Origin of the sequence: Streptomyces sp. NPDC046712, from assembly GCF_040645695.1 — a bacterium.
Classification (GTDB): Bacteria; Actinomycetota; Actinomycetes; order Streptomycetales; family Streptomycetaceae; genus Streptomyces.
On record NZ_JBEYYW010000017.1, the window covers coordinates 123,908 to 148,206 of the forward strand.

At 70.8% G+C, this 24,299-nt stretch carries 29 protein-coding genes; 8 read left to right on the forward strand and 21 right to left on the reverse strand.

Features of this window, described 5'->3' with window-relative positions:
* Window positions 1-51 precede the first annotated feature (51 nt).
* Window positions 52-921: a LysR family transcriptional regulator gene (locus ABZ939_RS22565; RefSeq protein ID WP_361857928.1), complete on the forward strand. Its 870-nt coding sequence runs from the start codon at window positions 52-54 to the stop codon at window positions 919-921.
* On the opposite strand, the gene ABZ939_RS22570 is transcribed toward ABZ939_RS22565, so the two are convergent.
* Genes ABZ939_RS22570 through ABZ939_RS22580 form a run of 3 tightly spaced genes read right to left on the reverse strand, consistent with a single transcriptional unit; the run spans window position 909 to window position 4,315 of the window.
* Window positions 909-2,888, reverse strand: a complete 1,980-nt coding sequence (locus tag ABZ939_RS22570) for an AAA family ATPase (protein WP_361857931.1) — start codon at window positions 2,886-2,888, stop codon at window positions 909-911. The genes ABZ939_RS22565 and ABZ939_RS22570 overlap by 13 nt on opposite strands.
* A 51-nt stretch (window positions 2,889-2,939) precedes the next feature.
* Entirely contained in the window at window positions 2,940-3,545 is a 606-nt protein-coding gene (locus ABZ939_RS22575; protein ID WP_361857934.1) for a TetR family transcriptional regulator, read from the reverse strand.
* Window positions 3,542-4,315 (reverse strand): TetR/AcrR family transcriptional regulator, encoded by a 774-nt coding sequence (locus ABZ939_RS22580; RefSeq protein WP_361857937.1) that lies wholly within the window; start codon window positions 4,313-4,315, stop codon window positions 3,542-3,544. Before ABZ939_RS22580 ends, ABZ939_RS22575 begins: the two co-directional genes overlap by 4 nt.
* A 101-nt stretch (window positions 4,316-4,416) precedes the next feature.
* Between ABZ939_RS22580 and ABZ939_RS22585 the strand changes: the two genes are divergently transcribed.
* The gene (locus ABZ939_RS22585; protein WP_361857940.1) at window positions 4,417-5,352 is read left to right on the forward strand and encodes an ATP-binding cassette domain-containing protein; all 936 of its coding nucleotides are present in this window, start codon (window positions 4,417-4,419) and stop codon (window positions 5,350-5,352) included.
* Window positions 5,345-6,100 (forward strand): ABC transporter permease, encoded by a 756-nt coding sequence (locus ABZ939_RS22590; RefSeq protein ID WP_361857943.1) that lies wholly within the window; start codon window positions 5,345-5,347, stop codon window positions 6,098-6,100. Before ABZ939_RS22585 ends, ABZ939_RS22590 begins: the two co-directional genes overlap by 8 nt.
* 54 nt (window positions 6,101-6,154) lie before the next feature.
* Here ABZ939_RS22590 and ABZ939_RS22595 read toward each other — a convergent pair whose 3' ends face one another.
* Window positions 6,155-7,399, reverse strand: a complete 1,245-nt coding sequence (locus ABZ939_RS22595) for a GNAT family N-acetyltransferase (protein WP_361857946.1) — start codon at window positions 7,397-7,399, stop codon at window positions 6,155-6,157.
* 64 nt (window positions 7,400-7,463) lie between these two features.
* Window positions 7,464-8,057 carry an ABC transporter substrate-binding protein gene (locus ABZ939_RS22600; RefSeq protein WP_361857948.1) on the reverse strand — a complete coding sequence of 198 codons (594 nt, stop codon included), beginning with the start codon at window positions 8,055-8,057 and terminating at the stop codon, window positions 7,464-7,466.
* A gap of 126 nt (window positions 8,058-8,183) precedes the next feature.
* On the opposite strand from ABZ939_RS22600, the gene dtd reads away from it, so the two are divergent.
* Window positions 8,184-8,609, forward strand: coding sequence for a D-aminoacyl-tRNA deacylase (gene dtd, locus ABZ939_RS22605; RefSeq protein WP_361857951.1), 426 nt, complete (start codon window positions 8,184-8,186; stop codon window positions 8,607-8,609).
* A gap of 4 nt (window positions 8,610-8,613) precedes the next feature.
* On the opposite strand, the gene ABZ939_RS22610 is transcribed toward dtd, so the two are convergent.
* The 6 genes from ABZ939_RS22610 to ABZ939_RS22635 form a co-directional block, all read right to left on the reverse strand.
* Entirely contained in the window at window positions 8,614-9,594 is a 981-nt protein-coding gene (locus tag ABZ939_RS22610; RefSeq protein ID WP_361857954.1) for a folate-binding protein, read from the reverse strand.
* A gap of 10 nt (window positions 9,595-9,604) precedes the next feature.
* On the reverse strand, window positions 9,605-10,042 hold the full coding sequence (locus tag ABZ939_RS22615) for a transcriptional repressor (RefSeq protein WP_361857957.1): 438 nt from the start codon (window positions 10,040-10,042) through the stop codon (window positions 9,605-9,607).
* A gap of 49 nt (window positions 10,043-10,091) precedes the next feature.
* Window positions 10,092-10,664: an FABP family protein gene (locus ABZ939_RS22620; RefSeq protein WP_361857960.1), complete on the reverse strand. Its 573-nt coding sequence runs from the start codon at window positions 10,662-10,664 to the stop codon at window positions 10,092-10,094.
* Window positions 10,665-10,887: 223 nt separating this feature from the next.
* Window positions 10,888-11,775, reverse strand: a complete 888-nt coding sequence (locus ABZ939_RS22625; RefSeq protein WP_361857962.1) for a hypothetical protein — start codon at window positions 11,773-11,775, stop codon at window positions 10,888-10,890.
* On the reverse strand, window positions 11,772-12,611 hold the full coding sequence (locus ABZ939_RS22630) for a hypothetical protein (protein ID WP_361857965.1): 840 nt from the start codon (window positions 12,609-12,611) through the stop codon (window positions 11,772-11,774). Before ABZ939_RS22630 ends, ABZ939_RS22625 begins: the two co-directional genes overlap by 4 nt.
* Window positions 12,608-13,501: a hypothetical protein gene (locus ABZ939_RS22635; RefSeq protein ID WP_361857968.1), complete on the reverse strand. Its 894-nt coding sequence runs from the start codon at window positions 13,499-13,501 to the stop codon at window positions 12,608-12,610. Before ABZ939_RS22635 ends, ABZ939_RS22630 begins: the two co-directional genes overlap by 4 nt.
* A 104-nt stretch (window positions 13,502-13,605) precedes the next feature.
* Between ABZ939_RS22635 and ABZ939_RS22640 the strand changes: the two genes are divergently transcribed.
* Window positions 13,606-13,968: a DsrE family protein gene (locus ABZ939_RS22640; protein WP_361857971.1), complete on the forward strand. Its 363-nt coding sequence runs from the start codon at window positions 13,606-13,608 to the stop codon at window positions 13,966-13,968.
* A gap of 45 nt (window positions 13,969-14,013) precedes the next feature.
* On the opposite strand, the gene ABZ939_RS22645 is transcribed toward ABZ939_RS22640, so the two are convergent.
* From ABZ939_RS22645 to ABZ939_RS22655, 3 genes are all read right to left on the reverse strand, one after another.
* The gene (locus ABZ939_RS22645) at window positions 14,014-14,277 is read right to left on the reverse strand and encodes a DUF3099 domain-containing protein (protein WP_361857974.1); all 264 of its coding nucleotides are present in this window, start codon (window positions 14,275-14,277) and stop codon (window positions 14,014-14,016) included.
* A 9-nt stretch (window positions 14,278-14,286) separates the two neighbouring features.
* Window positions 14,287-15,780 carry a hypothetical protein gene (locus ABZ939_RS22650; RefSeq protein WP_361857977.1) on the reverse strand — a complete coding sequence of 498 codons (1,494 nt, stop codon included), beginning with the start codon at window positions 15,778-15,780 and terminating at the stop codon, window positions 14,287-14,289.
* Between the two features lie 87 nt (window positions 15,781-15,867).
* On the reverse strand, window positions 15,868-16,332 hold the full coding sequence (locus tag ABZ939_RS22655) for a GtrA family protein (protein WP_361857980.1): 465 nt from the start codon (window positions 16,330-16,332) through the stop codon (window positions 15,868-15,870).
* Window positions 16,333-16,443: 111 nt separating this feature from the next.
* Between ABZ939_RS22655 and ABZ939_RS22660 the strand changes: the two genes are divergently transcribed.
* Window positions 16,444-17,430 (forward strand): glycosyltransferase, encoded by a 987-nt coding sequence (locus ABZ939_RS22660; RefSeq protein ID WP_361857983.1) that lies wholly within the window; start codon window positions 16,444-16,446, stop codon window positions 17,428-17,430.
* Between the two features lie 141 nt (window positions 17,431-17,571).
* Here ABZ939_RS22660 and ABZ939_RS22665 read toward each other — a convergent pair whose 3' ends face one another.
* The 7 genes from ABZ939_RS22665 to ABZ939_RS22695 form a co-directional block, all read right to left on the reverse strand.
* Window positions 17,572-17,859: a DUF1416 domain-containing protein gene (locus ABZ939_RS22665; protein ID WP_265867432.1), complete on the reverse strand. Its 288-nt coding sequence runs from the start codon at window positions 17,857-17,859 to the stop codon at window positions 17,572-17,574.
* Between the two features lie 46 nt (window positions 17,860-17,905).
* Window positions 17,906-18,745: a sulfurtransferase gene (locus ABZ939_RS22670; RefSeq protein ID WP_361857987.1), complete on the reverse strand. Its 840-nt coding sequence runs from the start codon at window positions 18,743-18,745 to the stop codon at window positions 17,906-17,908.
* A gap of 150 nt (window positions 18,746-18,895) precedes the next feature.
* The gene (locus tag ABZ939_RS22675) at window positions 18,896-18,976 is read right to left on the reverse strand and encodes a putative leader peptide (protein WP_350497993.1); all 81 of its coding nucleotides are present in this window, start codon (window positions 18,974-18,976) and stop codon (window positions 18,896-18,898) included.
* Between the two features lie 239 nt (window positions 18,977-19,215).
* On the reverse strand, window positions 19,216-19,905 hold the full coding sequence (locus ABZ939_RS22680) for a DUF2993 domain-containing protein (protein WP_361857990.1): 690 nt from the start codon (window positions 19,903-19,905) through the stop codon (window positions 19,216-19,218).
* Window positions 19,906-19,996: 91 nt separating this feature from the next.
* Complete coding sequence (locus ABZ939_RS22685) at window positions 19,997-21,064, reverse strand: hypothetical protein (protein ID WP_361857993.1); 1,068 nt, start codon at window positions 21,062-21,064, stop codon at window positions 19,997-19,999.
* Window positions 21,065-21,074: 10 nt separating this feature from the next.
* Window positions 21,075-21,329 (reverse strand): MoaD/ThiS family protein, encoded by a 255-nt coding sequence (locus ABZ939_RS22690; RefSeq protein WP_361857996.1) that lies wholly within the window; start codon window positions 21,327-21,329, stop codon window positions 21,075-21,077.
* Window positions 21,330-21,374: 45 nt separating this feature from the next.
* Entirely contained in the window at window positions 21,375-22,178 is an 804-nt protein-coding gene (locus ABZ939_RS22695; protein WP_361857998.1) for an alpha/beta fold hydrolase, read from the reverse strand.
* Between the two features lie 225 nt (window positions 22,179-22,403).
* Between ABZ939_RS22695 and ABZ939_RS22700 the strand changes: the two genes are divergently transcribed.
* Both ABZ939_RS22700 and ABZ939_RS22705 read left to right on the forward strand, forming a co-directional pair.
* Window positions 22,404-23,183 (forward strand): response regulator transcription factor, encoded by a 780-nt coding sequence (locus tag ABZ939_RS22700; protein WP_361858001.1) that lies wholly within the window; start codon window positions 22,404-22,406, stop codon window positions 23,181-23,183.
* A 51-nt stretch (window positions 23,184-23,234) separates the two neighbouring features.
* The gene (locus ABZ939_RS22705) at window positions 23,235-24,260 is read left to right on the forward strand and encodes a LacI family DNA-binding transcriptional regulator (RefSeq protein WP_361858004.1); all 1,026 of its coding nucleotides are present in this window, start codon (window positions 23,235-23,237) and stop codon (window positions 24,258-24,260) included.
* Window positions 24,261-24,299 lie beyond the last annotated feature (39 nt).

The window sequence follows — 24,299 nt, forward strand, 5'->3', positions numbered from 1 at the left end:
GACTCGACAGGACAAGCGAAGAATCATGGGGTCGGCGTTAAGCTGTGCTACATGCTGGATGTCAGACGTATGCAGGTGCTCCGGGCGGTCGTCACCAGCGGCTCCATCACCGCCGCCGCGGCGAACCTCGGCTACACCCCCTCGGCCGTGAGCCAGCAGATCGCCGTCCTGGAGAAGGAGGCCGGCATCGCGCTGCTCGAACGCTTCGGCCGGGGCGTGCGTCCGACCGCCGCCGGGCGGCTGCTCACCGAGCACGCCGCCGAGATCGGCCGTCGGGTCGCCGAGGCCGAGACCGCGCTCGCCGATCTGCGGGCCGGCCGCACCGGGCAGGTGACCGTCCGCTACTTCGCCACCGCGGGCGCCGATCTCGTCGCCCCAGCCCTGGCCCGGTTCCGCGCCGAACACCCCGGCGTACGGGTCGACCTGAGGATCGCCGAAGGCCCGATGCCCGACGAGGAGGCCGACGTCACCCTCGTCGTCCGGCCGAGGGGAGCCACGGGCGGCGACGGCACGAGTCTGGTCCACCTCGTCGACGACCCGTACCGCGCCGTCCTCCCCAAGGGCCACCGGCTCGCCGACCGCCGGGTCGTCGACCTCGGCGAGCTCGCCGACGAGCCGTGGGTGGGCAGCGAGCGCCCCGGGCCGTGCCTCGACGCCGTGCTGGAGGCATGCGCGGCGGCCGGGTTCACACCGGACATCGCGGTGGAGTGCGAGGAGTACGCCACCGCGCAGGGCTTCGTCGCGGCCGGCCTCGGCGTCAGTCTGGTGCCCTTGACGGGCCTGGGCAGCCGGCACCCGAACGTGGTCGTCCGCAAGGTCCGCGGCCCGGAGCCGGTCCGTTCGATCCACGCGGCGGTACGGGAGTCCTCGCTGGCCCTGCCCGCCGTACGGGGTCTGCTGACCGCTCTTCAGGAAGTCTGAGCGGCAAGGCAGTCGGGCAGCGGCTCGCTGTGGACGATGTCCAGCCGGGAGACGGCGCGGGTCAGGACGACGTACAGCCGGTGCAGTCCGCGCTCCTCGGCCGCCACGATCGCGGCGGGCTCGGCGACGACGACATGGTCGTACTCGAGCCCCTTCGCCGCCGTCGCCGGCAGGACGGCCAGCCGCTCCCCGCCCCACTCGGCCAGCGCCCGTGCCAGCGGGCCGACGTGCTCCTGCGCCGCGATCACGCCCACCGAGCCCTCCTTCGTCAGCGCCGCGCCGACCGCCTCCACGACACGCGCCACCACGTCGGCGACCCGGGCGACCGTCACCTCCCCGTCCGGGCGCAGCGACCGTCCCGCCGGCACGCCCGCCCCCAGCTCCGGGAGCAGCCGGTTGGCCAGGTCCACGATCGCGGCGGGGACCCGGTAGCCGGTGGTCAGCGGCACGATCTCCGCCTCCGGCTTGCCCAGATGGGCCAGTTGCTCGCGCCAGTCGCGCGCCGCCCACGGGGTGGTCCCCTGGGCCAGGTCGCCGAGCACGGTCAGCGCGCCGAAGTCGGCGCGGCGGGCGATGGCCCGGCACTGCATCGGTGACAGGTCCTGGGCCTCGTCGACGACGACATGGCCATAGCCCTCGGGGCGTTCGATCAGCCCGGCCAGTTCGTCGAGCAGGACGAGGTCGGCGGCGCTCCACTTCGCCGAGCGGAAGGAGCGGGGCGGCTTCGCCCACCGGATCGCGGCCTGCTCCTCGGCGGTGAGCAGCGGGTCGCGGGGATCGGTGAGCAGGGCGGCGAGCACTTCTTCGGGTGTCGTCCGCGGCCAGCAGGCGTCCACGAACGCCGAGACGGGCCGCGCCCGTTCGGTCCTGCGCACCCAGGCGTTGCCCAGCGGCCCGGCCCGCCGTTCGGCCCTGAGCTGGAGGGCGCGGACGACCCGGGCCCTGACTCGTTCGCGGCCGGTGGCGTAGGGCGGCGCCTCCTGCCGTACCGCCGTGACGATCTCCGCGAGTTCCTCCGGCGCGATGCGCAGCCGGTACGAGCCTTCGGTGACGGCCAACTCGCCCTCGGGGACCGCCACGCGCGCGTACAGTGCCCGGCGCAGCACCTCGGCCATCCGTGCGTCGTGCTTGATCCGCGCCGCCGCCTCGCCGTCCACCGCGCGCACCTCGTGGCAGCCGATCTCCTCGTCGAGGGTGGACTGGCGGATCCCGGTCTCGCCGAGCGCGGGGAGGACCTCGGAAATATACGTCAGGAAGGTCCGGTTGGGGCCGAGGACGAGGAGGCCGGAGCGGCGGACGCGCTGCGGGTGGGTGTAGAGGAGGTACGCGGCCCGGTGCAGCCCCACGGCGGTCTTGCCGGTCCCTGGGGCGCCCTGCACGCACAGCGAGGTGGCGGGCCCCGACCGTACGAGGTCGTCCTGTTCGGGCTGGATGGTGGCGGCGATGTCCCGCATCGGGCCGACCCGCGGGCGCTCGATCTCCCCGGCGACGATGGCGCTGACGGCCTCGTGGCCGGCGGCCAGGTGCTCGTCCTCCAGGCCGGTCAGATCGGCCGATTCGCCCCGGCTGTACGGGGCCCAGCCGAACCGGCGCCGCCGGACCACGCCCTGTGGGTCGTGGGCGCCGGCCTGGTAGTAGGCGCGGGAGACGGGGGCGCGCCAGTCGACGACGAGGGGCGGGGCGGCCGGGTGCTCGGCGATCCGGCGGCGGCCGATGTGGTGGGTCTGGCCGTCCTCGCGGTCGAGGCGGCCGAAGAAGAGGGGTCCGGGCGGCTGCTCGCCGAACTCCTTGGCGCGGGTGCGCAGGTGGCGGCCGAGCACCTCGGCGTCGGCGCCGGAGGCGGCGACGTCCTCGCCGATGACGACCTGTTCGGCCACGTCCTCGGCCATCCGGCTCAGGGCGGCGTGGCAGGCGTCGTGATGGGTCCGTTCGCGAAGGAGTTCGAGGTCGAGATCGAGAGACGTCATGCGCCCAGGATAGGCGAATAACGTTACTGGGTTACATTTTTTACTTGGTTGCTAGTACGGGAGCCCGTCCCGCAGGCTACGGAAGGCCGCCTCGGCCGCCGCCACCGCATCCGGATACACGGTGTCCGCACTCTCCCCCGACGCGATCCGGCGCCCGTTCTCCTCCGCCAGGATCCGCAGGACGGCCACGATCTGACCGGCCGCGAGCCGCGCCTCCAACCCGCCCACCCCCAGCGCTTCCGCGAGCGCCTCCTCCGACCGGCCCTGATACGCGTACAACCGCGCGACGAGCGCCGGAGTCCCGTACAGCAGTCGCTGGAAGGCGAGGACGGCCGGGTGGTCACAGAGCCCGGTGACGGGTTCGCGCCGCTCCAGGCCGGCGAGGACGTGCGCCCGCAGCGCGTCGAGCGGCGACACCCCCGCGCCCCGCCCGGACACCACCCGCGCGGCCTCGTCCTCGTGGTCGGCGAACCGGTGGAGCGCCAGGTCCTCCTTGGCCGGGAAGTACCGGAAGAGCGTCGGCTTGGAGACGTCCGCGGCGTCCGCGATCTCGGCGACCGAGACGGCGTCGAAGCCCTTCTCCAGGAAGAGGGCGATGGCGGCCTCGGAGATGGCCCGCCGGGTCTGCTCCTTCTTCCGCTCGCGCAGCCCGCTCACTTCCCGCCCTCCCGCTCCACCAGCAGCGCGATACCGTCGAGGATCCGCTCCAGTCCGAAGCGGAACTCGTGGTCCGGCTCGTCCGCCTGGTCCATCACGCCCGAGTCGAGCATCCGCGCCACCGCCGGATAGCGATCCGGATCCGCGAGGCGCCGCAGGGTGTGGCCGTACCGGGAGAGCACCTCCTCGGGGCTCTGCCCGCTCGCGCCGATGACGGCGCCGAGGTCGGCCGTCATCAGCGCCTCGTTGCGGACGAATCCACCGACCAGCATGATCACCGAGACCTTGGCGCCCTCGTCGAGTCCGGTGCCCTCCAGGGCCACCATCGCCCGCTCCCACCAGGCGACCGTGTTCGGCGTCGCCGGCGGGCCGGAGAGCGGGATGCGGAGCATCCAGAGGTTGCGGTGGTAGACCTCGCGGGCGGCCCGGGCCCACTGCTCCACCGCCGTACGCCAGTCGGCGCCGGACCCGGGGACGAGGTCGGCGGGGGGCGGACCCATGGCCTCGTCCTGCATCAGGACGTACAGCTCGCTCTTGGCGCCCACATAACGGTAGAGGGACATGGGTGAGACGCCGAGCTCCTTGGCGATCCGCCCCATGGAGACGGCGTCGAGCCCCTCCACCGAGGCGACACCGACGGCCGTCGCCACGATCCGGTCGAGGGTGAGTCCGGGCTTCGGGCCCTTGGAGGGGCGCTCACGCAGCCCCCAGGCGGCCTCGATGCTCGCGGGCAGGAAGCCCCCGCCGCCCTCGCTCTTGCCGTCCGCCATCACAGCCGCCCTTCATCCGCTTGACGGCCATCCTAGTAATGCGTAACCCTTACACAGTAACGCGTAGGGCATACGCAGTACCGATCCCAGGGGGAACGTCCATGCCATCCGCCATCGAAGCCACCGGCCTGCGCAAGGCCTACGGAGACCTCACCGTCCTCGACTCCCTCGACCTCCGCGTCGAGCAGGGCACCGTCTTCGCCCTCCTCGGCCCCAACGGCGCCGGCAAGACCACGACCGTCCGCATCCTCGCCACCCTCACCGCACCGGACGCCGGGCACGCGCGCGTGGCCGGGCACGACATCGTCACCGAACGCTCCCGGGTACGCCGCGCCATCAGCCTCACCGGGCAGTTCGCCGCCGTCGACGAGACCCAGACCGGCGCCGAGAACCTGCGCATGATGGCCCGCCTCTCCGGCCTCTCCCGCGCGGCCGCCGAGCGGCGAGCCGCCGAACTCCTGGAGCGCTTCGGCCTCACCGCCGCCGGCGGGCGCCTCGCCCGGACGTACTCGGGAGGAATGCGGCGCCGCCTCGACCTCGCGGCCGGCCTGGTCCGTGACCCCGACGACACCGCGGTGATCTTCCTCGACGAACCGACGACCGGCCTCGACCCGCGCAGCCGCAAGGAGCTCTGGCAGGTGGTCAGGGACCTCTCCGACAGCGGCACCACCGTCTTCCTCACCACCCAGTACCTGGAGGAGGCCGACCGGCTCGCCGACCGCATCGCCGTGATGGACGCCGGCCGGATCGTCGCCGAGGGCAGCGCCGACACCCTCAAGTCACGCGTCGCCGGCCACCGTCTCGACCTCGTCCTGCGCGACGACGCGACCTATCAGCGGCTCGCGGGCCGGGCGAGCCACCACGCCCCCGACTCGCTCACCCTCGGCATCCCCACCGACGGCAGCGCCGCCCAGGTCCGGACCCTGCTCGACGAACTCGACCCGGACCGTACGGACATCGTCCGCTTCTCGCTCCACACCGCGACCCTCGACGACGTCTTCCTCGCCCTCACCGACAGGGAGCCCGCCCATGTCTGACGTCCTCACCGTGACCGGCACCCTGACCGCACGCGGCATCCGCATCAGCCGCCGCAACGTCGACGCCGTCATCACCTCGATGCTGCTGCCGATCATGCTGATGCTGATCTTCGTCTACTTCTTCGGCGGAGCCATCGACACCGGAACCGCGTACGTCACCTACGTCGTCCCCGGTGTCCTCATCCTCTGCTCCGGCTTCGGCTCGGCCGGCACCGCCGTCGCCGTCAGCGAGGACATGAAGGGCGGCATCATCGACCGGTTCCGCTCGCTCGACATCGGCGGCACGCCGATCCTCGCCGGCCATGTCGGCGCCAGCGTGGCCCGCAACCTCATCGCCACCGCGCTCGTCTTCGGCGCAGCCTTCCTCATCGGCTTCCGCCCCTCGGCCACCCCGCTCGGCTGGCTGGCCGCGATCGGGCTGCTCCTCGCCTTCATCACGGCGATCTCCTGGCTCTCCGCGGCGGCCGGACTGCTCACCCGCACCCCCGAGGCGGCGGGCGGAATCACCTTCTTCATGATGCTCCTGCCCTACCCGAGCAGCGCGTTCGTCCCGATCGAGACCATGCCCGGCTGGCTGCACGGCTTCGCCGAGCACCAGCCGGTGACCCCGCTCATCGAGTCTCTGCGCGGGCTCCTCCTCGACCAGCCGGTCGGCACCACCCCATGGATCGCGCTGGGTTGGTGCGCGGCCCTGCTCGCGCTCGCGGTCGCCGCGTCCGGAACGCTCTTCCGCCGCCGCACCGCGTGATCCGACCGCGTGATCCGACCACGTGATCCGACCGCGTGAACCGACCGTGCGGCGTCAGAAGATGTCGGGGCACCAGGGCCGGCGGGAGGCGCGCAGCAGGGCGTCCGCCCGGGCGGCCGCCCCCGGCGTGACCTCCTCGACCCGGCCGAGGGCCGCGAGCCGTACCACCGACTCGTCACCGAGCGAGAGGGTGCCCAACTCGGCTATGTCGAGGGCGAGATCGGCCGTCGCGGTGGACGGCGTACAGGTGGCGCCCTCCGGGGACGCGTCGAGGCGGTAGCGGCCGCCCGCCAGACCGGCGGCGTCCCGCAGATCGAGGACGAGGGTTCCGGAGGCTCCGTAACTACGGCCCTCCAGGACCTTGGCGACATCGAGGACCCGGACCCAGAGCATGTCGGCCAGCGTGGTGACGCGGGCGGCGCGCGGGTCGGGCAGCAGCAGCGGGAGAAGGTCGTCGGGCGCACGCTGGCCGGACTTGACCATCGTCACCCAGTCGATCGAGCACAGGTAGCGCCACAGCGCCCGCTCGGCCGCCGGCGTGACGGCGATCAGGTCCTTGACCTTGGCCGTGTTGAGGGGCTGCTTGCCGTCCTCCCACGTGTCGTCGCAGGTGTAGGAGACGAAGCCCTGGGGCTCGCCGGCCTCGTCGCGGTAGACGACGTAGAACGGCTCGGTCCATGGCGAGTTGTGGAAGGCGAGACCCGTCTCCATGTCCCAGCGACGGCTGTCACGCTCGACCATCCCGGCCCGGACTCCGGCGAGCCGGCGATGCAGCCCGGGGCCGATCTTGCGGATCTCCTCGCCGTCGGTGAGGTCGATCCGGCCGCCGTCCTCCGGCCGCCCGGTACGGCGCGGGTCGAGCCCCGCGCGGCGGACGTCCACGGTCCACTCGGCCGTCCAGGTCGCGGGGCCGAAGCCGAACCGGCCGTAGATCGGGTACTCGGCGGCGATGAGCGTGGCGACCGCGTCGCCCCGCTCCTTGGCCTCGGCGAGATCGTGCGCCATCATCCGGCTGAGCAGCCCCTGCCGGCGATGGGTCGCGGAGACGGTGACACCGCTGACGGCGTCGGCGACGAGCGAGCCGCCGCCGACCGTGCTCAACTCCTGCGTGAACGAACGGAAGGTGGCGACGACCCGGCCGCCGTCGAAGACACCCAGCACACGGGAGAGATCGGTGTGCGGCAGCCGGTCGGCGACCTCCTCGTCCGACACGACCGGTGGCCGGAGAAAGCCGGTGTGGACGGCCCGGAGCCAGTCGGGGTACTCGGACTCGACGACAGCACGCACCTCAAGACTCATCCTTCGAGGCTATGCCGGGCCCCCTGCCGTCGCACCCGAGTTTCCCGGGGCCCGCGAGGCACCGTCAGGTCAGCAGATCGTCCACCTGCGCCTCGCCCTCGCGATAGCGGCGGGCGATCTCCGCGCTGCAGTCGTCGGCCGTCCGCTGCAACTCCTGCCGCTGCCGCGAGACCTGCTGCTCGTACCCCGCGAGCCGCCCCATCGCCGTGTGCAGTTCGTCGTCCGTCCGCGCGCCGAGGTCCGACAGCTCCACCTCCGAGAGCATCTCCGTCGCCAGCCGCCGGTACTCCTCGCTGCGGGGCGTCGACAGCGTCACGTGCCGCGCCGAGGTCCGCAGCCGCGACGGCGCGTCCGCCAGGATCTCCGAGAGCCGGTCCAGGACCGGCGCCTCCGGATCCGTCCGCCGGGCCAGCTCGGCCCGCAGAATGTCGATCCGGCCCTGCAGCATCCGCCGTACGTAGCTGAGGTCGGCCTCGTCCCCCTGAGCGTCGCGGCGCAGCGCGCGCAGTTCCGGCAGCCGCAGGGCGGCGATGTCGGGCTGCGGCCGTTCCGGCAGCGCGGTGGCAGCCCTCCGCTGCGCGGGTGGGCGTACGGCCGCGACGGCTCGGGTCAGCGGTACGGGACCGGACGGCGTCTGCCCGGCGCCAGGTGCACTCATGTGAATCGTCCCCTCGACCGGTGCGGAACCGCACCGCCTCCAGGCATGGTGCCACTCCTGCATGTGCATGTGCAGGCGCTCTGCACCCGTTCAGCCCCAGATGCGTCGGTCTGTAGGTTGGTCCGTATGCGAGCAGTGGTACAGAGGGTCGACGGCGCGAGCGTCGTCGTCGCAGGGGAGACGGTCGGCGAGATCGTCGGCGAAGGCTTGTGTGTGCTGGTGGGAGTCACCCACGAGGACACGCCGGAGAAGGCGGCCCAGCTCGCCAGAAAGCTGTGGTCCGTCCGAATCCTTGAGGGAGAGAAATCCTGTTCGGACATCAATGCGCCCTTGCTGGTGATTTCGCAGTTCACCCTCTACGGGGACGCCCGCAAGGGCCGCAGGCCCACCTGGAACGCCGCCGCGCCCGGACCCGTCGCCGAACCCCTCGTCGACGAGGTCGTGGCGCAGCTGCGCGCGCTGGGCGCGCGGGTGGAAACGGGCCGGTTCGGAGCGTCCATGCGTGTCTCGCTCACGAATCACGGCCCGTTCACGGTCCTGATCGAGGTCTGAGGAACTACGGCTCGACGACGGTCTCCTGTGCGGCGGCCGTGTCGCCGGCGAGCAGCTCCGCGTCCACCGGCACGTTCCGCTTCACCATCGCCAGCGCGATCGGACCGAGCTCGTGGTGGCGGGCCGAGGTGGTGATGAAGCCGAGCTGCCGGCCCTCGGCGCCGTCCGACGCGAGCCGGATCGGGGTGCCGTGGCCCGGCAGATGGACCTCGCTGCCGTCCAGGTGCAGGAAGACCAGCCGCCGCGGCGGCTTCCCCAGGTTGTGGACGCGGGCGACGGTCTCCTGCCCCCGGTAGCAGCCCTTCTGCAGATGCACGGCGCTGCCGATCCAGCCCAGCTCGTGCGGGATGGTCCGGTGGTCGGTCTCGAAGCCGAGCCGCGGCCGGTGCGTCTCGATCCGCAGCGCCTCGTACGCGAGGATCCCGGCGGCCGGGCCGTGGGAGGCCGCGAAGGACTCCAGGTCGGCGCGGGGCAGGAACAGATCGCGGCCGTGCGGGGTCTCCCGTACGACCAGGCCCTCCGGCACCTCGGCGATGGAGCCGGCCGGCAGATGGACGACGGCGAAGTCGTCCGTACGGTCGGCGACCTCGACCCGGTAGAAGAACTTCATCGACTCCAGATAGGCGATGAGCTCCTCGCGCGTGCCGGGCTCGACGTGCGCCCATACCGTCTCGCCGTCGTCGACGAGGTAGAGCGCGTGCTCGATGTGGCCGTTGGCGGAGAGGATCAGCGCCTCGGTGGCCTGGCCGACCGGCAGGTCGCTGACGTGCTGGGTGAGCAGCAGGTGGAGCCAGCTCAGCCGGTCGTCCCCGGAGACGGTGACGACACCGCGGTGCGAGAGATCGACGAAACCGTCGCCCGCGGCGAGGGCGCGCTGTTCACGGAACAGATCGCCGTAGTGGGCGGCGACGCCTTCGTCACGGCCTTCGGCGGGGACGGCGCCGGGCAGGGCCAACAGAGGGCTGTGCGTTGAATGTCGCTGCATGGCGTCCAGCCTACGACTCGGCGGAGGCCGCCTTGCGGGAGCAGTCCTGACACCGGCCGAAGATCGCGAAGTGCTTCATGTCCGTCTCGAAGCCGAAGGTCTCCCGGAGCTTGCCGGTGAACTCCGCGGCCACGTCCACGTCCGCCTCGATGACGTTCGTACAGTCCCGGCAGACCAGGTGGAGGTGATGATGCCGATCGGCGAGGTGGTACGTCGGCGCCCCGTGCCCCAGATGGGCGTGGGAGACGAGACCGAGCTCCTCCAGGAGCTCCAGGGTCCGGTACACGGTGGAGATGTTCACACCGGACGCGGTCTTGCGGACCTCACCGAGGATGTCGTCGGGGGTCGCGTGCTCGAGCGTGTCCACGGCCTCCAGGACAAGCTGGCGCTGGGGCGTCAGCCGGTAGCCGCGCTGCCGCAGGTCGCTCTTCCAGTCGGTGCTCACCACGCCCCCCAGTGTAGGAGGGCGTGGCGGGAAACCGAGGGGCTCCAGAGGCTTACTTGAAGAAGGCGATGCCGTCGTCCGGCATGTCGGGGAGGTTGCGCGCCATCTCGGCGACCTCCTCCGGCGTCACGACCTTCTTCAGGTGCGCCGACATGTACGGGCGGAGCGGCACCTCGGGGGTGGCCTTCTCGCCCACCCACATCAGGTCGCCTTTGACGTAGCCGTAGAGCCGCTTGCCGCCGCTGTACGGGCCGGAGGCCGCGGTACGGGCCACCGCGTCCGTCACCAGGTCGATCTGGGGCTTCTTGTCGGCGAGGTCGCCGTACCAGATCTCCACGATGCCCTGGTCACGGACCATGACGGTCTCGACCTTGCGGTCCTTGTCGATCCGCCAGTAGCCGCTCTCGCTCTCCAGCGGACGGACCTGGTTGCCGTCGTTGTCCAGGACCCACGAGTGCGAGTGGTACTCGATGAAGTCACGGCCGTCGTGGCTGAACGTCACGGACTGGCCGAAGTTGCACTTCTCGGCACCGGGGAAGTCGGCCACGCCCGCGCCTTCCCACGTTCCGAGGAGGAACGCGAGGGGGACGAGGTCCGGGTTGAGGTCGGACGGGATCTCGATCATGAGCAGCTCTGTCGATCTGTAGAGGTGATTAGCGCTGGCCCTGGTACAGCTTCTTCACGGCCAGACCGGTGAACGCGAGCACGGCGACGCAGACCAGGGCCAGGAGGACTTCGAAGAAGATGATCACAGGTGCTCCTCGAATGAGCGGTGAAGGCAGAACGGGCCGGGCCCCAGCTTACTGGGCTGGTTCCCGGCCCCGCTCTGTGAGGTGCGTCCTGCGCGATCAGCCCAGGAGCTGGTTCTGGAGGGTGACGGTCTGCTGGAACGGGACCTCCAGCGCCTCCCCCTTCCGGGACTGGGTGATCAGCGCGAGGGTGTCGCCCGCCTGGATGTAGGCCCAGCGGGTCTGATCGGCGTTCTTCGGCAGCTCGACGAAGGTGTAGAGGGCGGTGTACGACACCCGGACCGCGGTCGCGATCTCGCTGTCCATCGTGATGCCCTCGACCCCGTCGAGGAGCGGGCCGTCGACCGAGCCGGCCTGGACGGCGTCGTCCTTGAAGGCCTCGGCGAAGGCCACCGAGTTGAACCGGAGCAGATACACCTTGGTCGTCGTGCCGTCGGGCGTGGTCCAGCCACGGGCCGCGATGTGCCGCAGCGCGGACTCGGTCAGCGCTTCCTTCAGCTCGGCGCGGTCGTCCTGCCGGTAAAGGGACAGGTACTGGTCCACGGTGACCCAGCCGCCGTTCAGCTTCGGGTCGGGCGTGGCGCCCACCGGGGCCGGCAGGAGGAGTTTGCGCAGGTCGGCGTGGTGGATCTCGCCCACGTTGTCCTGGGTGAAGGGGCGCGGGGCGTCGGCCGGGAGAGCGGGGAGGCTGAGCTTCGGGTACTCCCAGCGACCGTCGCTCTCGGTCGCGAGACCGGGCACGTCGGTGCGCTCCATGGAGGTGATCCCGAGCGCGCTCCCGGCACCGAGCCCACCGCACACGAGCACGGCGGCGGTCCAGCGGGCGACGGCCCACAGAACGCGGCGGGAGGGCCTCCGGGCGGGCGCCACCGGCGGCCCCGCATGGGTGAGCGGGACCTGCTGGGCCGGGATCGCGTCCTGCGGCTCCGTCTGGGACGGGATCCTCGCGTCCGCCTCAGTCTCCGTCTCCGTCTGCTCGGTCGTCATACGTACTCCCCCGGGGACTCGATGTGGTCCAGCTGCTTCCTCACCAGCTCCGCCACCGCGGACTTCTCGAACGGCTTGGCGCCCGCGGAGGTGACCGTGACGAGGACTTCGGAGTCGTACGCCACGCAGATCATCCCGTCCAGCTGCTCGTCCTGCTCCTTCTTGTCCAGGTCCTCGTCCTCCGGACGCATGAAGCAGGCGGAGTTCTTGTGTCCGTCGATCTTCGGCCCCTTCGGGAACTTCAGAAAACCGAACAGTTCCTTCTGGACCTGGAACATGTCGCGGATCTGCTTCTTGTCCTTCATCCGCGTGATGTGCACGGTGACTTCGAGACCCTGCGCCGGCCAGGCGTAGGAGCGGAACGCCGTCCCCTGCACGCCCAGCCGCTCGATCCGCTTCTCGTAGTCGCGGCGCTTCTTGCCGGAGAGACCCTTGCCCTCCTGCTTCAGCAGCGCGGTGGCCTCCTTCCCGCCCAGCTCGCCGTCGTTCCCGTTCCCCTCGATGTCGGGGCCGAGTTCGTAGGCGGACGGGACCGGCAGCAGCAGCTTGCTGAGCGGCGTCGACGCCTTGCCGCGGGCGGTGTCGAGCGCCGGGTCCTTCGGCGCCTTCGACATGTCCGGCTGCTCCCACACCACCGTCGGCGCGGTGCGGTCCGCGGAGCTCACGGTGACGCCCGTGTACGTGACGCCACCGCCGATCGCCCCGAGGACCAGTACGGTGGGCAGGACGACCGTCAGCAGCTTCCGCCCCCGGCCGGGCTTCTTCGGCTCCTCGGCGGGAACGGTCGCGGCGAACACGTTGTCCGCGTCGATCACGGTGTTCTGGTCCTCGGTCACAGGCGCCCCAACTGTCGCTCGGCCACCGAGGCGATCTCCTTCTTCGAGATCTTCTTGGTGTCGTAGATGAAGATCTCCACCGCGATGTCACCGCGGTGGAGATACGCCCGGGCCTCGTAGAGGTCCAGGTAGCCGGCCTCCTTCTGCACGGGGAAGACGTAGTAGTGACCGTTGGCCGAGCCCTTGACCGGATCGCCCTCGTTCTGGGCGTACTCCTCCTCGGGCATGTAGCGCATCTGCTCCTCGGAGTGGTCCTGCGCGCCGAGGAAATCGCTGGAGCGGTACTGGACGAGCCGGATCTCGGTGGTCTTGTACTCGCCCGTCTGCCATGACGTGGCCGCGATGCGCCGGACCTTGTTGTCCAGCTGGTACGTGAACGCGCGGCCGGGCTCGTTGTACTCCGTCGCGTACTCGGACAGCGACAGCCAGCCGTCCTCGTCCGTGAACTCCGCCTTCTTCGAACCGGCCGGCTTCGGCAGCAGCAGCTTGCGCAGATCGCCGTCCGTCTTGACCTTGCGGTCCTCGGCGGCCGTGAGCGGCGCCGGCTTCTGGCCCTTCGGGAGCGGCTTCGGGTAGGCGAGGTCCAGCTGGTTCAGAGCGGGCAGCGGTGTCGGCTCACGCTCGGCCTGGATGCCGTACCCCACCGCCGTACCGCCGACGATGCCGAGGACGGCGGCGACGGCGATCAGTGCGACCGTACGGCCGACCCGGCGGCGGCGCGGCGGCTCGGCATCCGATGCCGGAGCCGGAGCCGGTTCCGGGTCCGATGCCGGAGCCGGAGCCGGTTCCGGGTCCGCGACCGGTGCCGCTGCCGCTGCCGGCGCCGGTATCGGCTCCGGTATCGGCTCCGGTGCGATCCCGGCGTTCTCCGTTGTTTCTGTGGCTTCCAAAGGGTCCCCCCACGAGACCTGAAGCGCAGATTCCGTAACCCGCGCACCCAACTGACACACGAGGGGTGCATGAGGTTGCAGAGGCCCGCATTACAGTTCGGTATATGGCGAAGAAGCTCGTGATCAAGGTGACCGCCGGGGCCGACGCCCCCGAACGCTGCTCCCAGGCCTTCACCGTGGCCGCGGTCGCCGTGGCCAGTGGGGTCGAGGTCTCGCTCTGGCTGACGGGCGAGTCGTCGTGGTTCTCGCTCCCGGGGCGCGCGGCCGAGTTCGAGCTGCCGCACGCCGCGCCGCTGCCGGACCTGATCGACTCGATCCTGGCGGCCGGGCGGATCACGCTCTGCACGCAGTGCGCGGCCCGCCGCGAGATCACCGAGAAGGACGTCCTGGAGGGCGTACGGATCGCCGGCGCGCAGGTCTTCGTCCAGGAGGCCATGGCGGACGACACCCAGGCGCTCGTCTACTGAGCCAAAGCTTTCGGCTTCAGGGCTCGCAACGCCAGGCTCCCCGCGTCAGTGCTCGCGGCGCTTCTTGCCGTCGAGCTCGTCCCACCACTCGTCCGACTGCGGGTCCCCGGACGGGTCGTCCCACCAGCGGTCCTCGGGTCCCCGCCGGTTCGCGATCATCGCGGCGACCGGCGGGATGAGCATGGCGACCACGCACATCCCGATGGCGACCGGCATCGAGAAAAGCCGCACGACGGCCCACGCCCCGATGAAGAGCACCAGACAGATGCCCATCATCCAGAAGTACGTATGTCGCCGTCGCGCGTACATACCTTCAGATTACGACCGGACGTCGACCCCGGTCAGATCGGCGGTGGCGGCACCCTTGCCGTCCCGCTCCCGCGAGGGGACGAGCTCGGTCCGCGCCGCGGCGCCGTCGTTCCCGTCCACACCGGTCGCACTCGTGCGCCCCAGCCAGAGCAGCAGGAGGGCGAGCGCGCCCGCGAGCGCGGGCCAGTAGAAGTACCGGAAGTCACCGGCGGGCACCGTCGGCAGGTAGCCGGCGAAGTACGCCACCGCGCTGATCCCCAGCACGCGGATCGGCATCGCGTACTGACCGCGGCCCGGCCGGAACATCAGCGTGAGACCGACGGCCAGCCAGAACCAGCCCGCGAAGAGGAACGGCAGGTCCTGGCCCATGCCGACGACGTAGTAGCGGAGCATCGCTGTACGCCGCTCGTCCGGCTCGCCGATTCCGGGGATGTTGTCCAGGCTGCCGTTCTGGTACGTGTACCGGCCCTGGAACAGCACCTTCGAGAAGACCTGGAGGCGGTACTCGGCGTACTGCGGCAGATGGCTGGGCATCTCGCTGACCCACATCGAGGTCAGCTCGTCCGCGTGCCTGCCGAGATCGGCCAGACCCGCAGCCTTGTCGCGCGGGTAGCAGCGCCAGTAGGCGTCGGACAGGTTCTTCTCCGGCTGGCACGCCTTGGCCGTGACGACCATGTTCTGCTGGAAGTCCGGCGTCGTCGCCGCCTTTCCGGCCGCCTTGCGTACCTCGTCCACCGTCAGGACGTGCACGAGGTCGTCCAGCAGGATCTGCGAGAACTGGCGGGTCTCCACCGGCTTCGCGACGCCGGAGACGACACCGCTCGACACGGCGAAGGCCGCGATCAGGGCGCCGGCCGAGATCAGCCACTTCCGCCGTCCGGGCGCGGGCCACAGGGCGCGTACGAGCATGAAGAAGACCGGGATGCCGGCGAGCACCGCGTTCTTGCGGACCAGCAGCGCGTAGGCGATGAGGAGCACGCCGAGGGCCAGGAGCGCCCAGCGCGTGCGGGTGCGGTCGGCCGGCAGATCCCGGGCGACGAAGGCGACGGCGCAGGCGGCGAGGAGGGCGAACGCCATCTGGACGTCCTTCCACACCACCCCGGTGAAGTTGATGACGAACGGGGCGAGGCCGAGCGCGAGGATCGCGAGCGAGCCCACGCGCTTGCCGGTGCGCATCCAGACCCGCCAGGCGATGGTCCACAGCGCCGCCCACAGGACGGCGGACTGCAGCGCGGCCATGGCGCCGGGGCGGCCGGTCACCTCGATGAGCCCGCGCCACAGCAGCGCCATCACGGGCGGGTGCCAGTCCGTCATGGTCTGGTTGCCCAGCGCCTGCTGCAGCTGGTCGGAGCTGTCCAGGCTCAGGAAGCCGGGAGAGAAGAGGAGGGCGGTGCCCCAGCCGCAGAACACGGCGATGACGGCGAGAGCCCAGGGCCAGAGCCGACGATCTGTCAGATTGGACCACATCCGCGAGATCGGTCGCACGGGTCGCTCAGGTCTCATGGGGCGGGAGCCTAACAGCACAAGGTCGACACGCTTCACCCACCGAACGCGCATCGGGTACGCACGTCCGCGGGACTTCTCCGCGGTCTACGCGGCCTGGAACACGTACCGCCGGTAGACGACGAATCGGACCAGGGTGGCCACCGCCCAGCCGAAGAGACGGGTGATGTTGTCGGTCAGCGCCGAGTCGAAGCCCAGCTCCCTCGACAGGAAGACCGGAGCGGCCGTGATAACGATCCCGGCAAGATTCACGAGGACGAACACGACGACCTCGCGGGGCGTCGTCTCCGTGCGCTGCTCGCGGTACGTCCAGTGCCGGTTGCCGACCCAGCTGACCACCATCGCCGCCGCGGTGGCGACCACCGACGCCATGACCGGCAGCGATGCCATGGGCCCGTCGATCGCCCCGGGAAGGCCGAAGACGAGAAGGTTGTAGCCGCCGGCGTCCACGACGAACGCGAGCGCCCCTACGACCCCGAACTTGGCCACTTCCCGCCACAGAGCACGGACGACATCGCGCAGGCGGAGGCGCAGGGAGACTTGATCGGACATGAAAAAGAGAGTAACCGCAGGGTATTCTCACCGGTCTCCACACTATGCCCACTCGTCGTATCGATGCCCCGCTCGCGTCGTGGGTATACGACAAGTCCGAAGGACCAACAGATGAGACCCACGATCGCCTGCGTCGTCCCCTGCTACAACGAGGAGGCGGCCATCGGCAAGGTGGTCCGTGATCTCCGGGCAGCGCTGCCCGAGGCAGAGATATACGTCTACGACAACGCCTCGACCGACCGCACGGTGGAAGTCGCCCTCGAGGCCGGCGCGATCGTCCGGCACGAGAAGCGCAAGGGCAAGGGCAACGTCATCCGTCGTGCCTTCGCCGACGTGGACGCGGACGCGCTGCTCATCATCGACGGTGACGACACCTACGACGCGTCGCGCGCCCGCGACCTGGTCGACCTGCTCTTCGAGGGCCCGTACGACCACGTCGTCGGCGCTCGCCGCGAGACGGTCGAGGGTGCGTACCGCCCGGGTCACGCGGTCGGCAACAAGATGCTGACGGGCGCCGTCCGTACGCTCTTCGGCAATGACGTCACCGACATGCTGAGCGGTTACCGCGTCTTCTCGCGGCGCTACATCAAGTCGTTCCCGGCGCTGTCGCACGAGTTCGAGACCGAGACCGAGATGACGGTCCACGCCCTGAACCTGCGGCTGCCCACGGCGGAACTGCCCGTCGACTTCAAGGACCGCCCGGCCGGCAGCGAGAGCAAGCTGCGCACCTACCGGGACGGCTGGCGCATCCTCAAGATGATCCTCGGCCTGGCCCGCCGTCAGCGTCCCTCGCTGTTCCACAGCGTGCTCGCGGGCCTGCTCGCCCTGGTCTCCCTGGGCCTCGGCACGCCGGTCATCGTCGACTACATCAACACGGGCCAGGTGCCGCGCTTCCCCACGGCCATCCTCGCCGCGGCGATCATGACCATCGCGGTGCTCGTGCTGCTCGTGGGGTACATCCTCGAGTCGTTCATGCACCTGCGCCAGGAGCAGTCCCGGCTCGCCCACCTCGCCTACCCCGCCCCGAGCCGCTCCCCGCAGCAGTTCGACGCGGACAAGGCCGCGGGCCGTCAGGAAGAGACGCTGGCCCGTTCGTAGGTCCTCGGACATACGGAACAGCCCCCGCCGGGCGTACCCGGCGGGGGCTGTTCCGTTCGGCGCGAAGGGCCGCGGCTGCTTGTTTCGGTGGCGTCCAACCCCCGGAAGCCGCGGCCCTCCGGCCTGCTCGGCGTCGCGGCGTCACACCGCGATGGCGACCTCCGCGAGACCACCGTGCTGCGCCACGACCTGGCGGTCGGCGGTGCCGCCCGGGACCAGGGCGCGGACCGTCCAGGTGCCCTCGGCCGCGTAGAAGCGGAACTGGCCGGTCGCGGAGGTCGGGACCTCCGCGGTGAACTCGCCGGTCGAGTCCAGGAGGCGGACGTAACCGGTGACGGGCTGGCCGTCCTTGGTCACGTAGCCCTGGATGGTGGTCTCACCGGGCTTGATCGTCGAGGCGTCGGGGCCGCCGGGCTGCGCACCACACATGTCTTCTGTCCTTACGGTCGGGAGGTCCGGGGAGGGGTCCGGAGGATTACTTGTTGGCGCCGAGCTCGATCGGCACGCCGACGAGGGAGCCGTACTCGGTCCACGAGCCGTCGTAGTTCTTGACGTTCTCGACGCCGAGCAGCTCGTGCAGCACGAACCAGGTCAGCGCGGAGCGCTCACCGATGCGGCAGTAGGCGATGGTGTCCTTCGCCAGGTCGACCTGCTCGTCCTCGTAGAGGGCCTTGAGCTCGTCGTCCGACTTGAAGGTGCCGTCGTCGTTGGCGTTCTTCGACCACGGGATGTTGCGGGCGCTCGGCACGTGGCCGGGGCGCTGCGACTGCTCCTGCGGGAGGTGGGCCGGGGCGAGCAGCTTGCCGGAGAACTCGTCGGGCGAGCGCACGTCGACGAGGTTCTGGGCGCCGATCGCGGCCACGACGTCGTCGCGGAAGGCGCGGATCGAGGTGTCCTGGGCCTTGGCCTTGTACTCGGTGGCCGGGCGGGACGGCACCTCGGCGACGAGGTCGCGGGAGTCGAGCTCCCACTTCTTGCGGCCGCCGTCGAGGAGCTTCACGTCCTGGTGGCCGTAGAGCTTGAAGTACCAGTAGGCGTAGGAGGCGAACCAGTTGTTGTTGCCGCCGTAGAGGACGACCGTGGTGTCGTTCCCGATGCCCTTCGCCGAGAGGAGCTTCTCGAAGCCCTCCTGGTCGATGAAGTCGCGGCGGACCGGGTCCTGGAGGTCCTTGGTCCAGTCGATCCGGATCGCGTTGCGGATGTGGTTCTTCTCGTAGGCCGAGGTGTCCTCGTCGACCTCGACGACGGCGACCTGCGGGTTGTCGAGGTTCGCCTCGACCCAGTCGGCGTCTACCAGGACGTCGCTGCGGCTCATGCTGTTTCTCCTCCGGGGCAGTGTTCGGCGGTCTTGCGCAAGGTGGTGCGGGTACGCGTCATCGCGGTGCACGTGGTGCGTACGGCTACACGGGGGTGGCCCCGACTGTTCGTCGAAGGGCCTGAGGAATACGGGAGTCGGGCGTCCCGCTCAGACTGAGCGACAGAGCATGGCGGCGACGCGGCACAGGTCTACTGCCCGCCGCTTCGTGAGATCCGCCTGTCGCTTCATGCCCACGATCGTAGGGACGGACAGGCGGCCGTGTCACCGGTGTGTCGTATTTTGAGACGCGATCGTCCGAGATGTGGGACGCGATCACAGGGAACGGGGCTGCGGCCCCGCTCCGGACCATGGTGTCCCGGTTCCGCTTCTACGGTTCGGACGGGGCCGTCTCACCATGTGGCCGAACCTGGGTTCGAAGGGCACCGAAGGGGGCGGAAGGAGGCCGAAAGGGGCGATGCGGGGGCGGGTCAGCCCGCCAGCACGACGTCCTTGCCGGTGACCGTGATGGCCACGCCGTCCTCACGGGCCTCGACCTTCTCCAGCTTCATGCCCGCCGGAAGGCCGCCGATCTCCCGGTCGAAGTCGGTGCGCTGCCGGACGAGACGCTCCAGTCCGGGGATGCCGTCACCGGGCACGCTGTCGGCCCTCACCCGGATCGTGTCCCCGTCGATCAGCGTCACCGTCGAGACGACGCTGCGGTTGACCGTGCGGCCCAGGATCTCGACCCCGCCCGTGACCTTCAGCTTGCCGTTGCCGCCGTAGGCGACCTTCACCTCGCGCTCGGAGGCCGCGGCGAGGTCCTCGTACGAGATCAGCCCGGTACCGCTGACGGTGCCCGCGCGGGCGCTCGTGTAGTCCCCGTTCAGCGTCACGTCGTGGAGGGAGGCGGTCAGCTCGCCGATCCGGATCTTCCGGCCGCCGGCCGTGGCCTCGACGCCGGTCAGCTTCACGTCGACCTCGTCGAAACGCTTGTCCATGATCTGCGTCAGGAAGGGGAAGCCCTTGATGTCGACGTCCGTCGAACCGGCCCTCGCGGGCCCGAGCCGGACCCGGTCGGCGGCCTCCGACTCCGCGTAGGAGACCGCGAGCCGGTCGATACCGACGAAGATCCCCCCGAGCAGTACGGCCACGATCAGCAGTACGCGCAGTGCTCGCATGGCCTGTCCGCCCCCAAAAAGTCTCCGGCCCCCGACACCAAGATCGACGTGTCGGGGGGCCTGATGGTTCCCGCGGGGCATGTGAGGAGCGCTACGCGAGCGCGCGGCCCAGCAGATAGACGGCGGGAGCGGCGACGGTCAGCGGAAGCGCGACGCCGGCGGTCATGTGGACGAAACGGGACGGGTAGTCGTAGCTCGCGGCCCGCAGCCCGACCAGCGCGCACACCCCGGCGCCCAGGCCGAGCAGCGCTCCGGAGGCGCCCAGGTCGGTGAACCCGCCGGCCGCGATGCCGGCGCCCGCGGCGGCGAGGAGCGCCACGACGACGGAGGCCGGACCCGGCAGCGGGAGCGCCTTGGCGAGGACGGCGGCGGCGACGGCGGTCCCGCCGACGACCACGGCGTCCGGGGCGGCACCGAGGTGCCCGGTGGCCACGATGGTCAGCGCCGCGGAGGCGACGGTCGCCATCAGGCCGTACATGCGCTCGTCGGGGTCGGCGTGGCTGCGCAGCTGGAGGACCAGGGTGAGGAGCACCCAGACACCGAGGGTGCCCATGATCGCGGCGGGGGCGTGCTCCCGGCCCACGGCGAGCAGCGCGACGTCGGCGGTCAGGCCGCCGGCGAAGGCGAGGGCGATGCCCTGCCGGGCCGGCCACATGCCGTTGAGCCGGAACCAGCCGGCGGCGGTGACGGCCTGGAGCAGGACGAGCGGCACGAGCAGCCCGTACGGGCCGACGGCCGCGCCGGCGGCGAGCAGGACGCCGAGGGCCGCGGTGAGGGCGGCCGGCTGCATCCCCGGCTCGATGATCGGCGAGCGGCCCTCGGCCCTGGCGCGCTGGGCGTCGGTGACCCGGGTGTTGCCGGAGGTGGTGGGCGCGGAGTACGCGGGCGCGGCGGCCGGGTCCGCGTAGGCCATGTCCCCGGCCGGCGTCTCGGGCGGCAGCGCGTGCGCCGCCTGCGGCGGCAGGTACGCGGTGTCGTACGCCACCGGCTGCGGCGCGGGCTTGGCCGTGGGCTGAATCGCGGGCTGGTACTGGGTGTCCCAGGTCTGGCCCTCCCACGTCTGTGTGACGTTGGGGTCCTGGTACTGGTACCCGTGCTGCTGCTGCCCTGCGTACGGGTCGTGGCCCGGATCGTACGGCTGCTGCTGATCGCTGCTCATGCTGTGCGGTTCACCCTCCTGCGAACGGCGGGAGCACCTCGACCGTGCCGCCCTCGGCAAGGCGTACGGTCTCATGCGGGCGGGTCCCGACGGGGTCACCGTCGATGAGGAACGAACACCGCTGGAGTACGCGGACGAGCTCGCCCGGGTGCTTCTCGCGGGCCGTCTCCAGCGCCTCGGCCAGGGTCTCGGCGGTGTACGGCTCCTCGGCGACACCGGCGGCGGCCTTGGCCGCGGCCCAGTAGCGGATGGTTCCCGCTGCCATAGCGGCGCTCCCTTCGTTCGTGTGCGCGCCGCTGTCCATGATGGGCTATCGGCGGGTGAGCCAGTCCCCCAGCCGGGCGAGCAGCTCCTCGCCCGCCGCGTTCTCCGCGTGCCCCATGCCGTGCTCCAGCCACAGCTCGCACTCGCCCGCCGCCGCCAGCATCCGCGGGTGGTCGACCGGGAAGTACGGGTCGCGGTCGCCGTGCACGATCAGCAGCGGGGTCGGCGCGATCATCGGAACCGCCTCGACGGGTGACAGCGGTACGGGATCCCAGTCCTGGTTGTGGATCCGCGTCCGCAGCCCGTAGCGGCCGACCAGCCGGCCCATCGGCCGGGTGATCACCCAGTGGACCCGCCGCATCGGGGGCGTACCCCGGTAGTACCAGCGGGCGGGGGCGCTGACGGCGGCGACCGCGTCGGTGTGCCCGCCCGTGTCCCGTTCCAGGGCCGCGTGGCGCAGGACGATCGAGCCGCCCATGGAGAAGCCGACCGTCGCCACGCGCGCGTGGCCCAGCTCCCGGGCCCAGCGCACCGCGGCGGCGAGGTCGAGGACCTCCCGGTCGCCGACGGTGGAGCGGCCACCCGAACGGCCGTGTCCGCGGAAGGAGAAAGTGACGACGGCCGCGCGCCCGGCGAGGGTCCTGGCGGCCCTGCGGACGGCGGGCCGGTCGGCCGAGCCGGTGAAGCCGTGGGCCAGAACCACGGCCGTGTCGGTGACACCCGCCGTACAGGGTTCGTAAACAGCTTCGATACGGACACCGTCATCTGTCAGCAAAGTGGCACGCTGGGGTCGAGGAGTGATCGAGGAAACATCCACGATGTGAAATCGGCCCTCTGCCTCGGAACTCATGTGAGCTATTCTGCTTGCCAGAGGATCCGGGCAACGCAGCCCCCGGGTCCTTTTGTGTTTTCCGACCGTTGTTACGGACGGATGAACAAAAGCTCTCAGGGCGCGAGAGCCAGCAGAGATGCGTACGAAGCAGTGCCGTAGTCCTCGCAGGGACCGAGGAGGAACCGACGTCATGGACGAGCGAACGAAGCACGACCGACCGACGACCGAGGTAGGTGGAGCGCAATGAGCTCACTGCTGCTCCTGACCAACGCACTCCAGCCGTCGACCGAGGTGCTTCCCGCACTCGGCCTGCTGCTGCACAACGTGCGGGTGGCCCCCGCCGAGGGCCCCGCGCTCGTGGACACCCCCGGCGCGGACGTCATCCTGATCGACGGCCGGCGTGACCTCCCGCAGGTCCGCAGCCTCTGTCAGCTGCTCCGCTCCACCGGGCCGGGCTGCCCGCTGATCCTCGTCGTCACGGAGGGCGGTCTCGCGGCCGTCACCGCCGACTGGGGTATCGACGACGTGCTCCTCGACACCGCCGGACCGGCCGAGGTCGAGGCCCGGCTGCGGCTCGCGATGGGCCGCCAGCAGATCGTCTCCGACGACTCCCCGATGGAGATCCGCAACGGTGATCTCTCGGTGGACGAGGCGACGTACAGCGCCAAGCTCAAGGGCCGGGTCCTGGACCTGACCTTCAAGGAGTTCGAGCTCCTGAAGTACCTCGCGCAGCACCCCGGCCGCGTCTTCACCCGCGCACAGCTCCTCCAGGAGGTGTGGGGGTACGACTACTTCGGCGGCACCCGAACGGTGGACGTCCACGTACGGCGTCTGCGGGCGAAGCTCGGCCCCGAGCACGAGTCGCTGATCGGCACCGTCCGCAACGTCGGCTACCGCTTCGTCACCCCGGAGAAGGTCGAGCGGGCCGCCGAGGAGGCGCGCGCCAAGGAGGGCGCCCGCACCTCCCAGGTCAAGGAGGCGGACCGGGATGTCGCCCCCGCGGAGGACCTGAACGTGGTGTAAGCCACAGTGTGACCTGCCGGTAGGTAGGTCACCCCGCGTAGACTGCCGCGCGTGGCCAAGGTGACGCGGGATGACGTAGCGCGACTGGCGGGTACTTCGACCGCGGTCGTGAGTTACGTCATCAACAACGGACCCCGGCCGGTTGCCCCGGCCACGCGCGAGCGTGTCCTCGCCGCCATCAAGGAGCTGGGCTACCGGCCCGACCGGGTGGCCCAGGCGATGGCGTCCCGCCGCACGGATCTCATAGGCATGATCGTCCCGGACGCGCGCCAGCCGTTCTTCGCCGAGATGGCGCACGCCGTCGAACAGGCGGCCGCCGAGCGCGGAAAGATGGTCCTGGTCGGCAATTCGGACTACCGCGACGAGCGCGAGGTCCACTACCTCCGCGCCTTCCTCGGGATGCGGGTCTCCGGTCTGATCCTGGTCAGCCAGGGCATGAGCGAGCGGGCCGCGAGCGAGATCGAGGCCTGGGACGCCCGGGTGGTGCTGCTGCACGAGCGGCCCGAGGCGCTGGACGACGTGGCCGTCGTCACCGACGACATCGGCGGCGCCCAGCTCGCCACCCGGCACCTCCTGGAGCACGGGCACGAGTACGTGGCCTGTCTCGGCGGCATCCCGAACACCCCGGCGGTGGGCGACCCGGTCGCCGACCACGAGGAGGGCTGGCGGCGGGCCATGCTGGAGGCCGGCCGTTCGATCGAGGGCCGGCTCTTCGAGGCCCCGTACAACCGCTACGACGCGTACCAGATCGCGCTGAAGATCCTCTCCGGCCCCGACAGGCCGCCGGCGATCTTCTGCTCCACCGACGACCAGGCCTTCGGTGTGCTGCGCGCGGCGCGCGAGCTGCGTATCGACGTGCCGACCGAACTGGCCGTGGCGGGCTTCGACGACGTGAAGGAGGCGGCCCTCACGGACCCGCCGCTCACGACGGTCTCCTCGGACCGGCCCGCGATGGCCCGGGCGGCGGTGGACCTCGTCCTGGACGACTCGCTGCGGGTGGCGGGCTCGAAGCGCGAGCGGGTGAAGCAGTTCCCCTCGGCCCTGATCGTCCGGCGCTCCTGCGGCTGCCACGGCTAAGTCTTTATTTAGGGCATACGGGGTTCTGTCGGGCTTCTC

Bases quoted from the DNA above. Each gene is read 5' to 3' on its own strand.
- ABZ939_RS22565 (WP_361857928.1), top strand. From the start codon at position 52: ATGCTGGATGTCAGACGTATGCAGGTGCTCCGGGCGGTCGTCACCAGC.
- ABZ939_RS22570 (WP_361857931.1), bottom strand. From the start codon at position 2,888: ATGACGTCTCTCGATCTCGACCTCGAACTCCTTCGCGAACGGACCCAT.
- ABZ939_RS22580 (WP_361857937.1), bottom strand. From the start codon at position 4,315: ATGGCGGACGGCAAGAGCGAGGGCGGCGGGGGCTTCCTGCCCGCGAGC.
- ABZ939_RS22585 (WP_361857940.1), top strand. From the start codon at position 4,417: ATGCCATCCGCCATCGAAGCCACCGGCCTGCGCAAGGCCTACGGAGAC.
- ABZ939_RS22590 (WP_361857943.1), top strand. From the start codon at position 5,345: ATGTCTGACGTCCTCACCGTGACCGGCACCCTGACCGCACGCGGCATC.
- ABZ939_RS22595 (WP_361857946.1), bottom strand. From the start codon at position 7,399: ATGAGTCTTGAGGTGCGTGCTGTCGTCGAGTCCGAGTACCCCGACTGG.
- ABZ939_RS22600 (WP_361857948.1), bottom strand. From the start codon at position 8,057: ATGAGTGCACCTGGCGCCGGGCAGACGCCGTCCGGTCCCGTACCGCTG.
- dtd (WP_361857951.1), top strand. From the start codon at position 8,184: ATGCGAGCAGTGGTACAGAGGGTCGACGGCGCGAGCGTCGTCGTCGCA.
- ABZ939_RS22610 (WP_361857954.1), bottom strand. From the start codon at position 9,594: ATGCAGCGACATTCAACGCACAGCCCTCTGTTGGCCCTGCCCGGCGCC.
- ABZ939_RS22620 (WP_361857960.1), bottom strand. From the start codon at position 10,664: ATGATCGAGATCCCGTCCGACCTCAACCCGGACCTCGTCCCCCTCGCG.
- ABZ939_RS22625 (WP_361857962.1), bottom strand. From the start codon at position 11,775: ATGACGACCGAGCAGACGGAGACGGAGACTGAGGCGGACGCGAGGATC.
- ABZ939_RS22640 (WP_361857971.1), top strand. From the start codon at position 13,606: ATGGCGAAGAAGCTCGTGATCAAGGTGACCGCCGGGGCCGACGCCCCC.
- ABZ939_RS22645 (WP_361857974.1), bottom strand. From the start codon at position 14,277: ATGTACGCGCGACGGCGACATACGTACTTCTGGATGATGGGCATCTGT.
- ABZ939_RS22650 (WP_361857977.1), bottom strand. From the start codon at position 15,780: ATGAGACCTGAGCGACCCGTGCGACCGATCTCGCGGATGTGGTCCAAT.
- ABZ939_RS22655 (WP_361857980.1), bottom strand. From the start codon at position 16,332: ATGTCCGATCAAGTCTCCCTGCGCCTCCGCCTGCGCGATGTCGTCCGT.
- ABZ939_RS22660 (WP_361857983.1), top strand. From the start codon at position 16,444: ATGAGACCCACGATCGCCTGCGTCGTCCCCTGCTACAACGAGGAGGCG.
- ABZ939_RS22665 (WP_265867432.1), bottom strand. From the start codon at position 17,859: ATGTGTGGTGCGCAGCCCGGCGGCCCCGACGCCTCGACGATCAAGCCC.
- ABZ939_RS22670 (WP_361857987.1), bottom strand. From the start codon at position 18,745: ATGAGCCGCAGCGACGTCCTGGTAGACGCCGACTGGGTCGAGGCGAAC.
- ABZ939_RS22675 (WP_350497993.1), bottom strand. From the start codon at position 18,976: ATGAAGCGACAGGCGGATCTCACGAAGCGGCGGGCAGTAGACCTGTGC.
- ABZ939_RS22680 (WP_361857990.1), bottom strand. From the start codon at position 19,905: ATGCGAGCACTGCGCGTACTGCTGATCGTGGCCGTACTGCTCGGGGGG.
- ABZ939_RS22685 (WP_361857993.1), bottom strand. From the start codon at position 21,064: ATGAGCAGCGATCAGCAGCAGCCGTACGATCCGGGCCACGACCCGTAC.
- ABZ939_RS22690 (WP_361857996.1), bottom strand. From the start codon at position 21,329: ATGGCAGCGGGAACCATCCGCTACTGGGCCGCGGCCAAGGCCGCCGCC.
- ABZ939_RS22695 (WP_361857998.1), bottom strand. From the start codon at position 22,178: ATGAGTTCCGAGGCAGAGGGCCGATTTCACATCGTGGATGTTTCCTCG.
- ABZ939_RS22700 (WP_361858001.1), top strand. From the start codon at position 22,404: ATGAGCTCACTGCTGCTCCTGACCAACGCACTCCAGCCGTCGACCGAG.